Annotated in this window: 14 protein-coding genes; all 14 read right to left on the reverse strand. The window is 42.6% G+C overall.

Going from position 1 to position 12884, the window contains the following annotated elements; all coding sequences use genetic code 11:
* Positions 1 to 16 precede the first annotated feature (16 nt).
* Positions 17 to 1285: a tetratricopeptide repeat protein gene (locus tag BLL40_RS00725; protein ID WP_073709995.1), complete on the reverse strand. Its 1269-nt coding sequence runs from the start codon at positions 1283 to 1285 to the stop codon at positions 17 to 19.
* A gap of 159 nt (positions 1286 to 1444) precedes the next feature.
* Positions 1445 to 2722: a 3-phosphoshikimate 1-carboxyvinyltransferase gene (aroA, locus tag BLL40_RS00730; protein WP_073709996.1), complete on the reverse strand. Its 1278-nt coding sequence runs from the start codon at positions 2720 to 2722 to the stop codon at positions 1445 to 1447.
* Between the two features lie 16 nt (positions 2723 to 2738).
* A complete protein-coding gene (locus BLL40_RS00735; protein ID WP_073709997.1) occupies positions 2739 to 3842 on the reverse strand; it encodes a prephenate dehydrogenase in 1104 nt (367 codons plus the stop codon).
* 15 nt (positions 3843 to 3857) lie between these two features.
* A complete protein-coding gene (gene hisC, locus BLL40_RS00740; RefSeq protein WP_073709998.1) occupies positions 3858 to 4955 on the reverse strand; it encodes a histidinol-phosphate transaminase in 1098 nt (365 codons plus the stop codon).
* Positions 4956 to 4970: 15 nt separating this feature from the next.
* Entirely contained in the window at positions 4971 to 5342 is a 372-nt protein-coding gene (gene aroH / locus BLL40_RS00745; RefSeq protein WP_073709999.1) for a chorismate mutase, read from the reverse strand.
* Positions 5336 to 6430, reverse strand: coding sequence for a 3-dehydroquinate synthase (aroB, locus tag BLL40_RS00750; RefSeq protein WP_073710000.1), 1095 nt, complete (start codon positions 6428 to 6430; stop codon positions 5336 to 5338). Before aroB ends, aroH begins: the two co-directional genes overlap by 7 nt.
* A 3-nt stretch (positions 6431 to 6433) precedes the next feature.
* Positions 6434 to 7609 (reverse strand): chorismate synthase, encoded by a 1176-nt coding sequence (aroC, locus tag BLL40_RS00755; protein WP_073710001.1) that lies wholly within the window; start codon positions 7607 to 7609, stop codon positions 6434 to 6436.
* Between the two features lie 150 nt (positions 7610 to 7759).
* Entirely contained in the window at positions 7760 to 8530 is a 771-nt protein-coding gene (locus BLL40_RS00760; protein ID WP_073710367.1) for a CheR family methyltransferase, read from the reverse strand.
* Positions 8531 to 8654: 124 nt separating this feature from the next.
* Entirely contained in the window at positions 8655 to 9101 is a 447-nt protein-coding gene (gene ndk, locus BLL40_RS00765; protein ID WP_073710002.1) for a nucleoside-diphosphate kinase, read from the reverse strand.
* A gap of 96 nt (positions 9102 to 9197) precedes the next feature.
* Positions 9198 to 10160, reverse strand: a complete 963-nt coding sequence (gene hepT / locus BLL40_RS00770) for a heptaprenyl diphosphate synthase component II (RefSeq protein ID WP_073710003.1) — start codon at positions 10158 to 10160, stop codon at positions 9198 to 9200.
* A 24-nt stretch (positions 10161 to 10184) separates the two neighbouring features.
* Entirely contained in the window at positions 10185 to 10889 is a 705-nt protein-coding gene (locus BLL40_RS00775) for a demethylmenaquinone methyltransferase (protein WP_073710004.1), read from the reverse strand.
* A gap of 4 nt (positions 10890 to 10893) precedes the next feature.
* Positions 10894 to 11649, reverse strand: a complete 756-nt coding sequence (locus BLL40_RS00780) for a heptaprenyl diphosphate synthase component 1 (protein ID WP_073710005.1) — start codon at positions 11647 to 11649, stop codon at positions 10894 to 10896.
* Positions 11650 to 11731: 82 nt separating this feature from the next.
* Entirely contained in the window at positions 11732 to 12301 is a 570-nt protein-coding gene (gene folE, locus BLL40_RS00785) for a GTP cyclohydrolase I FolE (protein ID WP_073710006.1), read from the reverse strand.
* A gap of 162 nt (positions 12302 to 12463) precedes the next feature.
* Positions 12464 to 12736 carry an HU family DNA-binding protein gene (locus BLL40_RS00790; RefSeq protein ID WP_018393795.1) on the reverse strand — a complete coding sequence of 91 codons (273 nt, stop codon included), beginning with the start codon at positions 12734 to 12736 and terminating at the stop codon, positions 12464 to 12466.
* Between the last annotated feature and the right edge of the window lie 148 nt (positions 12737 to 12884).

Consider the following 12884-nt stretch of genomic DNA (forward strand, 5'->3'; position numbering starts at 1 on the left):
CATCACTCCCAATCACTTAGTATACATCCATTTTAAGACGATCGACTAAATCTATCCATTCCTCACTTTGCGGTTCTTCTTTCAAAAGTATTTCGAAGACGTCTAGTGCTTCATCACGGCGGCCTTCTTCAAGTAAAAAGTATCCATACTCTGATAAAAATTCCGTGTTTTCTTTTAATATAGGGAACAACTGTTCATACAGTTCGCCTGCTTCTTCATAGTCTTCCAGACGCTCGGCCGCACGCGCCGCATCCCATAAAAGAAGAGGTTCTGCACTACCCGATTCCCGGAACAGCGAAACAATTTCAAGCACGCCTGCGTACTGTTCTTTTTTCATTAAAAGCGCATTTAACGCAAATGCCGCTTCTATGTATTCTGGATCAAGGGCTAACGATTCGCGCAAATGAGATTCTCCTTCTTCTTCCAATCCGCTTTTCAAGGCCAGTTTGCCAGCTAACAAATATAATTCTTTTTGGTACGCATCACGGGCAATGCCAGATCTTGCCGCTTCAAGAGCTGGTTCGATTTCATCTTCCATTTCATATGCACGGGCAAGATGTAGATAAATAGAATGGTAATCCGGGTCTAGTTCAGTTGCTTCTGTTAATTTCATCGCCGCCAGCTTATACTGTCCTGCTTGAAAGGCAGTGAAACCATACATGAAGAGCGTATCAACATCCACTTTTGATTCAAGCGCTTTCTTATAGAATGGCAAACTTTCTTCAAACGCTCCGCCGGCACTGTATGCTTCGGCCAATCGTTTATAAATCAAAATGCCAGCGATCTCCGTTTCATTCGATTCAGCAAGCGTCTCGTATTGCCGTACTGCTTCCAAAAACTTTCCTTCTTCTAAATATAATTCACCGAGTGCCAAATGTATGATTGGCTCATCTGGCTCTACACGCTGCGCTTTCAATAATTTTTGTTCACTTACTTCATACAGTCCTTGCATTTGATAAATATCTGCCAGAACGAGCAGCGAGCGCGCATAAAACGGATCGGTATCATCAATCTCCTCCAGAATCACCATCGCTTCTTCTTCTCGGTCCATCTCGACCAATGTCTCGGCTAAAAGCAGCGACAACTCGCCTTCTCCGGGAAACGACTGTAAGAGTACCATGAAAAGCTGCCTTGCTTCATCTAAAAAACCTAGCTGGAGCAATTGCTCGCCCAGCATGAATTGTTCTTCTGCATCACTTGAGGCAAGTACACTCTCATACAGTGAAGACGCCTTTTCCATGTCTCCCTGTTCAAGATGTGCGATCATTTTCTCTGCATTTTTCATACACATTCGCCTCTTCTTTCATCAAACTTCTTTTCTTGATTCTTTATTTTAATCAAACATATTCAAATCTTCAACTTTTTCGCTTGTATTGTTAATTCTATTCTTTTTGTTCATTTCCTTCTTTTTCTAAACAGGAAAAACGCCCTCGACCAGAGGACGTTATTTGATCAGCTGATTCACATGTTCGAAAAATTCCGGATAAGATACCGCAATCGCTTCGGGATTTTCAAGTTCGACTTCTCCATCTGCAATAAGTGCTGCAATAGCCATGACCATGCCAATACGGTGATCACCATGTGACGAAACAGATCCACCGTGCAGCTTCGATTTTCCTCGAATAATCATTCCGTCATCGGTTGCTTCAATGTCTGCACCAAGTTTTTTCAACTCATCGACAACTGTGTCGATGCGATTCGTCTCTTTTACTTTTAGCTCTTCCGCATCACGAATAATCGTATCACCTTCTGCTTGCGTAGCCAGAAGCGCTATAACCGGTATTTCATCAATTAAGCGAGGAATAAGTGCTCCGCTAATTTCGGTTCCTTTTAATTTGGACGTACGGACTGTAATCGTCCCAATTTCTTCGCCTTTAAAAGATGTTTGTTCAATCGTCATATCGGCACCCATTTGTTTAAATACATCAACAATACCAGTACGCGTTTCATTTAACCCCGTATTTTCAAGTACAATCTCACTACCTGGAGCAATGGCAGCAGCAACCATAAAAAATGCCGCGGAAGAAATGTCACCTGGTACGTATACATCGGTTCCTTTAAAAGACTGACCACCTTTAATGATGATTCGGTCTTCTTCACGGCGGACGATTCCGCCAAACTGTTCAATCATTTTTTCCGTGTGGTCACGCGTTGCTTCTGGTTCGATAATAACGGATTCACCTTCTGCCTGCAGTGCGGCGAAAATAATGGCTGATTTTACCTGAGCGCTCGCCACAGGAAGCCTATACTCTATCGTCTTCAGCTTGCTGCCTCGAATAGATAGCGGCGTAAACCGTCCATTATCGCGCCCTGCTATATCCGCTCCCATTGATGTTAGCGGTACCGTTACACGGTCCATTGGGCGTCTGGCGATCGATTCATCGCCAATCATAACCGAATGGAATGGCAATCCTGCAAGAATGCCCAGCATAAGACGCGTTGTCGTCCCAGAGTTACCTGTATCAAGAATGGCCGACGGTTCTTTTAATCCATCCCATCCTGTTCCATGAACAATAATTTCTTCGTCTGTTTCTTCAATCTCTACGCCAAGTTTGCGGAAGCAATCAATTGTGCTTAAACAGTCTTCTCCTTTTAAAAAGTGACGAATGACCGTTTTTCCATTTGCAAGCGCACCGAACATAATCGAACGATGCGAAATGGATTTGTCGCCGGGCACTTCAATTCTCCCGTCAAGAGACGGTTGTCTGAAATTCAGTTTCATTTGTTCATACCCTCTCTTATGCTAAAAATAAGTCGTACGTCGTTTTTTGTTCAATGCAGATTTTTGCACGTAAGCGATCTTTTTCATTTTGAAAACTAATGACAAGAACACCGAATACATCTTCGCGTGTTTCCATAATGCGAATATTTGTAATACTAATGCGCTCTTCAGCTAAATAGCCCGTCAACTCCGAAATAACCCCCGGGTAATCGGGTACATCCACGTACAGCTCGTAAAAAGAAGGAATCGCACCTTGTGAACGTATCGGCAAAGAATCACGAAATGTTTTAGCATCATCAAAATAACGATACAACCCATCCGCATCTTCTTTTTCCAAAATAGACAAGATGTCATTCATTTCATCGCGCCAGTCTGCTAGAAGTGTAAGCATCATCTCTTTATTATGAAGCGAAATGTCTTTCCACATTTCTGGATTAGATGACGCTATGCGCGTAATATCTCTAAAGCCGCCAGCCGCCAGCCGTTCAATTAGCGGATTTTCATCGTTAAATTTTCGTGCTTGGTGAACGAGGGAAGCGGCAATAATATGCGGAAAGTGGCTAATGACACCCGTCATTTCATCATGCTGCTCTGCTGTCACTTCCATTATTTTCGCCCTTGTGCCTTCTAGCCATTTTTTTAAAATGGCTATATTCTTTTCTTCTGCCAATTTTGGTGGTGTTAACAAATAAAACGCATTTTCAAAAAGCAATTCTTTTGCTGCTGCAACACCACTTTTATGCGATCCTGCCATCGGGTGACCGCCTATAAATGCAATGCCTTTCTCTTCTAATACACGTGCCCGCTCCATAATACGGCTTTTCGTACTGCCTGTATCCGTAATTAATACACCTTTTTTTAGTGGAAGTGATGCAAGGTGCTCAATCATATACTCCGTCTGCAAAACAGGTACAGCAATAATAATTAAATCTGCAGTGGCTGCTCCAGCTTCAAATGAGGCGGCTTTTTCATCAATAATATTAAGCGCGTCCGCAAGTCCAAGTTCAGATTCACGTAAATCATATCCGACAATATGTGCCTTTGGATGCGCTTTTTTAATCGCCTTAGCAAGTGATCCGCCAATTAAGCCAAGGCCTGCAATAAACACATTTCCTCTCATAGGCGAGTACACCTTCTATCTCTTCACAGTTTCTGTCAAAAAGCTTTTCATCGCTTTCATGACGCCTTCGTTTTGTTCTTTGGAACCGATTGTTACGCGGACAGTGCCTGGAACGCCAAGCGCTGCGCCTGACCGAACGATGTAACCTTTTGACATTAAATATTCAAACAGCTCATTGCTGTCGCATTTAAAATCGATCAAAATGAAGTTAGCTTCAGACGGATAATAATCTAAGTTTTCTTCCTTACAAAATGCATAGAACTGTTCTAAGCCCGCTTTGTTTTCAGAGCTGCACATTTCAATAAATGATTGATCACTTATGGCTGCCGCTGCCGCCTGCTGTCCAAGTGAGTTTACATTGAACGGTTCGCGAACAGGATCAAGCTGAGCGATTAATGACTCATCCGCAAATCCGTAACCGATACGGAATGCCGCAAGACCGTAAATTTTTGAAAATGTGCGAAGAACGATCACATTTTTATATTGCTTGATGATCTCACGTGCGTCGAAATAATCTTCTGCTGTGACGTACTCATAATACGCTTCATCAAGCACAACGAATACATCTTGTGGTACGCGGTCCAAAAATGCGCGAAGCTCGCTGTCTGTAATATGTATGCCAGTCGGATTATTTGGGCTGCACAGCCAGACAATTGCTGTGTTTTCATCGATCGCATTGGCCATCTTATCAAGGTCATGCGCGCCTTCTAAAAGCTCAATTTCACGGATTTCCGCGCCTTCAACAATGGCATTATGACGATATTGAGGAAATGTTGGCGCCGCCATTACCGTATTTTTACCCGGTTCTAGCATGGCACGGGAAATCATTAAAATAATTTCATCAGAGCCGTTGCCGAAAATGAGCTGTTTTTCGTCAAGTTGTAAAAATTCAGATATCACTGTACGCAAACTACCTGTGTAGCCATCCGGATAAATCGCAAATGAATCAGCATACGCACGAATGCACTCTTTCACTTTTTCAGATGATCCAAATGGATTTTCATTCGATGCCAGTTTCACAACTTTTTTCAGTCCATATTCTTTTTTTACATCATCTGTCGTCCGCCCTGGCTGATAAGCTTTTAATGATAACATTTGCTCTTTCCATTTCATCTTTACGGTCCCCTTTCAATTTGTCGATTGCTGTAAATCCGGTCTTAAAACGACTGCGCCCTCTAAATAGATATGGCGAATATCTTTTTGCGCGACTTCTGTGTTCACATGCATCATAATGCGAATGCATTTCTCTAAGCCGCCTTTTATTGATAATTCCTGCATACACATGACAGGCACGTATTCCCATCCTTTTAATTCACGAAGAGCACGTGCTGGAAACATTGCATCCAGATCATTTGTCGCTGAAATAAAAGCCGAGCATACGCTATCCGGATCAATTTTGTTTTGTTCAATCATGTCCGCAATCAAACGTTCTGTTGCTTCTACCATTTCTGCACCATCGTTTTGCTTCACTGTAATGGCTCCCCGAATTCCTCTTACCAACGCACGGCCTCCTTTCGAAATTGTTCATCTATTTTTTGCAATTCTTCCTTCGTCATATCCGTCACATATGGGTGACCTATTTCATTTAACAAAACAAACCGGACCGTGCCACCAAATGCTTTTTTATCCCGCGTCATGACATCGTATATATCATCAAATGAAAATGCTGTTCCCGATTCAACCGGATATCCTAGCCCTTTTAGCCACGAAGCAAAAGACGAAATGTCAAATGAAAGACCATTTTTGGACGCTGATGCATATAGGGCAAAAATCATTCCACAAGCAATCGCTTCTCCATGTGCCACATTGCCGTAGCCGGACAACGATTCAATCGCGTGACCATACGTGTGACCAAAGTTTAAATGTGCACGAACACCCGTTTCAAACTCATCTTCTTTCACGATTGTCCCTTTAATTTCAATGCCTCTCTTCAAGCTATGCTCCAGAAAAGAACTAGCAATATCTGTTACAGCGTTCACATTCACACGGATGTCGTGATATAGATCTACATCCGCGATTAGTGCATGTTTAATCACTTCCGCAAACCCACTTCTCGTTTCTTTTTCAGACAGCGAGTGTAAAAATAGCGTGTCGTACATAACCGCTTCTGGCTGATGAAATGCACCGATCATATTTTTACCGAGCGGATGATTAACAGCTGTTTTCCCGCCCACTGCACTGTCATGCGCTAAAATTGTTGTTGGTACTTGAATAAATGGAATGCCCCGCATATACGTTGCAGCACAAAAGCCAGCTAAATCCCCACATGCGCCGCCGCCAAATGCGACGACGAGTGAATGACGGTCAAGTGCACATTCGAGCATTCGTGTTAAACACTGTTCAAATACGCTGAATGATTTCGCTAATTCTCCTGCTGGTACGTTATGCCAGTCAGCTGGAATTCCTTTAGGCAATGCTGATTCAAGGCGTGCTCCATGAATTGTACGCACCGATTCATCTGCAATGATAAATAATCGTGTCGGTTTTTGTTTCATTTCGTCAACGAAAGAAGCGATCGCATTGACCGCTCCCTCACCGATGATGACAGGATATGTTTTATTCACTGTTTCTATCATCACTTGGTTCATTTATCAAAACCCCTTTGCGTACTGCTTATGGGCCTCAATCTGTCCAATCAAAGCATCCATCCGGTCGCCATTAAATTGCTCTAAAATGGCCTGTGCAAGTTCCCAAGCAACCGCTGCTTCTGCGACAACTGCTGCTGCTGGTACAGCACAGCTGTCCGAGCGCTCAATGCTTGCTGTAAACGTTTCTTTCGTATCAATATCTACACTCTCAAGCGGTTTATACAGCGTTGGTATCGGCTTCATAACACCGCGTACAACGATTGGCATTCCATTTGTCATCCCGCCTTCAAATCCGCCAAGACGATTCGTTTTCCGGTAAAAGCCTTCTTCTTCGTTCCAGGCAATTTCATCATGCACTTCACTGCCAAATTTATGGGCTGCTTCAAAGCCAATGCCAATTTCCACACCTTTAAACGCATTTATGCTAACGATGGCTGCTGCAACCTTTGCATCAAGCTTCCGATCGTAATGCACATAGCTTCCTACACCAATCGGCATTCCTTCTGCGATGACTTCCACCACACCGCCGATTGAGTCACCATTTTTCTTGGCACTATCAATCGCTTCGATCATTTTCTTCGCTGCGTCTTCATCTAAACAGCGAACAGACGATTCTTCGCTGCGCTCTTGCAGCTCTTGAATCGTATTGAATTGAACACTTTCTGCACGGATACCGCCGATTTCAATGACATGAGAAGCAATTTCAATACCGAGCAGTTTCAACAGCTTTTTCGCTGCGGCACCAGCGGCTACACGCACTGTCGTTTCACGTGCTGATGAACGCTCAAGCACGTTCCGCATATCCCGGTGTCCATATTTAATCCCACCGTTTAAGTCAGCATGTCCAGGACGAGGGCGGGTAATTTGACGTTTCACTTCCTCAACCGCTTCTTCTCGTTCAAGCGGTTCAATGCCCATAATTTTAGTCCAATGTTTCCAGTCATCGTTTTCAACAACGAGCGTCACTGGAGAACCGAGCGTCTCGCCATGGCGCACCCCAGATTTGATCGCCACTAAATCCTTTTCAATCTGCATACGACGTCCGCGGCCATGTCCTTTTTGACGGCGCAGTAAATCGGTGTTAATATCTTCGGCTAAAAGCTCCATTCCGGCTGGCAGCCCCTCAATAATTGCTGTCAACTGTGGACCATGTGATTCTCCTGCTGTTAAATATCTCATTTTTGTTCTCCCTTCAGTACGTTAAAGCGGTTATGTACTACTATATCATATTTTATATTTATGGAACAGCTAAAACGGCTATTTTTGAGCATTTTATCACAATTCTATGTTTATTTGTGACAAATTTAAAAAGCCGTTATGGCCCCTCCTTTACCCTTTTTTATAAAAAAACGTATCTTCTACTTCAAACCCATATCGCTCCGGATTAAAAATTTGTTCTGTACTGCCAACAAACAGCACGCCGCCGGGACGCAGTGCCGCATTAAATTTATGGTACAGCTTATCTTTTGCCTCTTCTGTAAAATAGATCATGACATTCCGGCAGACAATTAAATCATAGCCTGATTCGAACCGATCGGACAGCAAATTTTGCTGTTTAAATGCCACCGTACGTTTAATTTCATCAACTATTTTAAAATATGGTCCTTCTTCTTGAAAAAACTTCTTCCTCACCGCATCCGGTACTTCTGCCAATGAACGCTCGGAATAAATACCTATTTTCGCTTTTTGAATCGCGTTCTGATCAAGATCTGTTGCTTGCACCTTCACCGCGGACAGTGGCATAACGTTCGAGAACACCATAGCCATGGTATATGGCTCTTCTCCTGTTGAACATGCCGCGCTCCATACTTTTAAGCGGCTGTTTTCTTTGAGAAGACGCGGCAAGATTTTCTTCTCCAGCACGTCCCAACGTTTCCAATTTCGGTAAAACTCCGACACATTAATCGTCATTCGATCCAGAAATTCATTCATCATATCTTGATTGCTGCTTAATACGTCGAAAAAGTCCGAAAACGATGGATAGCCTTTTTTTTCATAAAGTGACGTTAGCCGGCGTTTCATCTGAGCTTCTTTATATAAAGAAAGGTCAATTCCTGTTTTCTTTTTAATGGACGAAACAAATTTTTCATAATCGTCTATTTCACTCACCCTTTCCCCCGTTAATTCAGTCTACTTTTATTATAGCTGAATTTAGGATAAGTAGTGGTATCATTTTCAAACAAAAAAAGCTTTCAGCCTCAAAAACAGCTAAAAGCTTTCAAAATTAATATACCCATTCAGAACCAGACTTTTGATAGTCGGTCAATTCTTCTTCTTTAAAGAAAATACCGATTTCACGAGCCGCACTTTCCGGAGAATCAGAACCATGAATAATGTTTTTGCCAACACTTACCGCATAGTCACCGCGGATTGTTGCTGGTGCTGCATCTTTCGGGTTTGTAGCCCCCATCATTTGACGGGCAGTCGCGATCACATTCTCGCCTTCCCATACCATCGCAAAAACAGGACCAGATGTAATGAAATCCACAAGTTCACCGAAAAAAGGACGTTCTTTATGCTCACCATAATGCTGTTCCGCTGTTTCGCGTGGTACGTGCATTAGTTTTGCTCCAACAAGACGAAATCCCTTTTTCTCAAAACGTGCTGTAATTTCACCAATTAATCCACGTTGTACGCCATCTGGTTTAACCATTAAGTATGTTTTTTCCATCGTTTATCACTCCTAAAATTATGTATACCGCCTGCATGCGGACATGATGAATCGTATCATTTTCATTATAAATTTACAACGTTTTCATGGAAAAAATCAATATTTTCTGCGGCCTATAAAGTGGGCTATTTCACGAAGCGAGTTTTGATGACGTCCCTGTGGAAGTTCATCTAGAATAGCTAGTGCACGGTGTAAATAACGGCTGCTTAATTCATTTGATCGTTCGATTGCACCACTTTGCTTCAACAAAAAAATAATTTCATTAATATCCTGCCTATCTGTATGCGCAGAAACATTTATAATACGGCTACGAAGTTCATCTTGCTTCATTGCATACAAAACAGGCAATGTGATATTCCCTTGCAAAAGATCACTGCCGGCCGGTTTCCCCAGCTCTTGTTCGCTGGCAATAAAATCGAGTATATCATCGGTAATTTGGAATGACATCCCTACGTTATAGCCAAACTCGTACAGTTTACGATGGACGTGAGCAGGCGCTCCTGCCGTAATCGCACCGAGTTGACAACTAGTAGCAATTAAAATCGCTGTTTTTCGTTTGATACGACGCAAATAGTCACGCAAATGTTGGTCATACCGATATTTATCTTGTATTTGTATAATTTCACCAATGCACAGTTCTGTCATCGTATGTGACAAAATTTGATGGGCTTCCGAATCATCTATTTGTGCCATGCATTCAAGGGCTGCTGCAAAAATAAAATCACCTGTATACATGGCAACACGGTTATCCCATTCTGCTTTCACCGTCTTTTCTCCACGTCGTATAACCGCGTCGTCGATGACATCATCATGGACGAGCGAAGCCATATGGATTAATTCAAGTGCCGCAGCGGCATGCTTTATCCGGTGAATATCGTATTCGCCAAATTTCGCACCTAGCAAAAGCAAAACCGGACGAATGCGTTTTCCACCTGCCTTGAGCAAATGGATAGATGCCTCTTCTAATACAGGAGAATGAGATTTCACCGCGCGTTCAAGTTCTTTTTCAATTAAATCAATATCCGCTTTGAGAAGCGAATAAATCAGTTTAATATTCATTCTTTTCTTCACCCGGCTTTTGGTCTATTGTTTATTCCCATAATGTGTCGCCGCCACGCCGCCTGTATGCGGCTTGAAGCGTACATTTGTAAATCCTGCCTGCTGAAACATCCTCGCCAATTCTTTCATATCAGGAAAGTGACGAGCAGATTCTTGCAGCCATGAATATTCATCATAGCTTTTAGCAAACAAACGGCCAATTGCCGGCATCACATAGCGGAAATACAATGTATATCCTTCTTTGAATAGCGGCAGTTCCGGCTGACTCGTTTCTAGACAAACGGCCATGCCGCCCGGTTTTAACACACGATTCATCTCTTTGAGCACCTGCATATAATCCGGCACATTGCGAAGACCAAAACCGATTGTGACATAATCAAATGTATTATCTTCAAATGGTAGCTCCATTGCGTTGCCATGAACAAGCTCTATTTGATCCAAGCGTGCCGACTGCACTTTTTCTTGCCCAACTTGCAGCATATTTTTACTGAAGTCCAGTCCTTTGACTGTCCCTTCTTTGCCGACTGCTTCAGCAAGAGCCATCGTCCAGTCTGCTGTACCGCAGCAAACATCAAGCGCTGAAGATCCAGCAGGCACATTCATGATTTTCATTGTTTCTTTACGCCACCGTTTATGCTGCTGAAAACTGATGACAGAATTCATTCTATCGTAATTCCCATAAATTTTTTCAAACACATGATGAACTTTTTCTTCTTTCGATTGTTGCATGTCGTCACCCTTCTTCCGTATATCGAAGTTCACGGTCAAATATACGGTCATATTCTGCCTGTACAACGGCTGCTGTTTGATTATCCAGCTTTTGTATATGCATAAGAATACTGCTTTCAAGTTCATCTAAATGGCCCTTTATTTCATCCATCACACGGGATGAACGATTCAGCATATGAAGGAGCACATCGTATACAATAAATGGACTTTTTATTTCATTGCGAAGACGCTCCGCTGTCAATAATAAAGACATCGCTTCAATTAAATTACTATCTGCCTTATTTTCTATATAGACAGCGCGAATAATATTCGATTCAATCACGCGTACAGTCTGGAATACTTCTGCTGATGACATACCTTCTTTTTGGTGAAGCGCTGTCTTCATTTCATTTACTTGTTTAACAGCTTCAGCCAACATACTAACATAATGAATAGATTTCGCTTCTGCCAGTGTCCGGTAGTATACCCCACTGAAATAATCACCTGCTAGGGCAATTAACTGATCCTTTTGCGTGATCTCCGTCAAGATTGGTACAATCTGATCGTGCGTATCAAGGGCCAGTTGAATGATTATAGCAGCTGTCATTTGCTTTCGTACTTGAAGTGTTGTTCGTTCCTTGTCTGTAAATGCCAGCATCAAAGCAGATACCCGCAGAGAGTTAATGTCGGGAGCACCGATCACTTTGACCAAAAATGACTGTGAACATGTCCGTCTAATTTCCTCTACTAGCGCTGTCTGTTCAATTTGCCACTCATTCATCTCTAAAACCCCTCAATCTCAAATCATTGTTTCTTATTTCCCGTTCAATTAAAAACAAGTACAGTATACCATAAATCGCTCATTATGACGAACGAATGAGCGCAAGGAGTTCTGTCCGAAGCTGTGAATCATTTTCATAGCGGCCTCGTGCTGCTGTCGTCACTGTTTTCGCACCCGGTTTCTTCACGCCACGCATCGCCATACACATATGCTCCGCTTCTACAATCACCATCGCACCATGCGGCTCTAGCATTTCCATAATGGCGTTTGCAACTTCATTTGTAATCCGTTCTTGCAGCTGTGGACGCCGTGCCACCGTTTCAACAGCACGAGCTAGTTTGCTAAGACCCGTTACTTTTCCGCCTTTTGGCAGGTAAGCGACATGGGCATGTCCAAAAAATGGAACAAGATGATGTTCACACATCGAATAGAACGGAATATCCTTTACAAGTACAAGCTCTTCATACTGCTCCTCAAAGACTGTTTTAAAATATTCTTTTGGATCCGTATGAAGACCAGAAAAAACTTCTTCATACATTTTCGCTACCCTCTTTGGTGTCTCCTGCAGGCCTTCACGGTCCGGATTTTCTCCCACTGCTTCTAAAATGAGGCGCACAGCCTCTTGAATTTTGGCATGATCTACTCCAGCCATTTTAATCACTCCTATATATGCTCAATGCGTTTATTTATGTACTATTGTACTATTATCCATATTAGCACACCAATTCATTGCCCCGCAAAGGGAAGTTTTTCATAAAAAATGGAACCGCCCTTAATAGAGCAGTCCCATCTGCAGCCTCAATTGGCTATGTACTTATTTAACTGCATCTTTTAAAGCTTTACCCGGTTTGAATGCAGGTACCTTACTTGCAGCAATTTCGATTTCTTCACCTGTTTGTGGATTGCGTCCTTTACGTGCAGAACGTTCGCGTACTTCGAAATTTCCGAAACCAATCAATTGTACTTTGTCGCCTTTTGCCAATGTGTTCTGGATGGCATCGAAAAGAGCATCCACCGCTTTCGTAGCGTCTTTCTTTGAAAGTTCTGCTGTTTCTGCCACTTCATTGATTAAATCAGTTTTATTCATGCCATTCACCTCCTCCTGGATAGGACCCGATAAACATTGTTGTATCAATGTTTTACCGTAATTCTGTTAAAAGATTATCACATGTGTTCGGTCATATCAAGTAGAATCCCCCTCAAACGTTCAATTTCACCATTTCCATACAAAAAAG

This window comes from Domibacillus mangrovi (genome assembly GCF_001906925.1).
Lineage (GTDB): Bacteria > Bacillota > Bacilli > Bacillales > Domibacillaceae > Domibacillus > Domibacillus mangrovi.

Excerpts from the sequence above, each read along its gene's own strand:
- BLL40_RS00725 (WP_073709995.1), bottom strand. The coding sequence starts at position 1,285 with ATGAAAAATGCAGAGAAAATGATCGCACATCTTGAACAGGGAGACATG.
- aroA (WP_073709996.1), bottom strand. The coding sequence starts at position 2,722 with ATGAAACTGAATTTCAGACAACCGTCTCTTGACGGGAGAATTGAAGTG.
- BLL40_RS00735 (WP_073709997.1), bottom strand. The coding sequence starts at position 3,842 with ATGAGAGGAAATGTGTTTATTGCAGGCCTTGGCTTAATTGGCGGATCA.
- hisC (WP_073709998.1), bottom strand. The coding sequence starts at position 4,955 with ATGAAATGGAAAGAGCAAATGTTATCATTAAAAGCTTATCAGCCAGGG.
- aroB (WP_073710000.1), bottom strand. The coding sequence starts at position 6,430 with ATGAACCAAGTGATGATAGAAACAGTGAATAAAACATATCCTGTCATC.
- aroC (WP_073710001.1), bottom strand. The coding sequence starts at position 7,609 with ATGAGATATTTAACAGCAGGAGAATCACATGGTCCACAGTTGACAGCA.
- ndk (WP_073710002.1), bottom strand. The coding sequence starts at position 9,101 with ATGGAAAAAACATACTTAATGGTTAAACCAGATGGCGTACAACGTGGA.
- hepT (WP_073710003.1), bottom strand. The coding sequence starts at position 10,160 with ATGAATATTAAACTGATTTATTCGCTTCTCAAAGCGGATATTGATTTA.
- BLL40_RS00775 (WP_073710004.1), bottom strand. The coding sequence starts at position 10,889 with ATGCAACAATCGAAAGAAGAAAAAGTTCATCATGTGTTTGAAAAAATT.
- BLL40_RS00780 (WP_073710005.1), bottom strand. The coding sequence starts at position 11,649 with ATGAATGAGTGGCAAATTGAACAGACAGCGCTAGTAGAGGAAATTAGA.
- folE (WP_073710006.1), bottom strand. The coding sequence starts at position 12,301 with ATGGCTGGAGTAGATCATGCCAAAATTCAAGAGGCTGTGCGCCTCATT.
- BLL40_RS00790 (WP_018393795.1), bottom strand. The coding sequence starts at position 12,736 with ATGAATAAAACTGATTTAATCAATGAAGTGGCAGAAACAGCAGAACTT.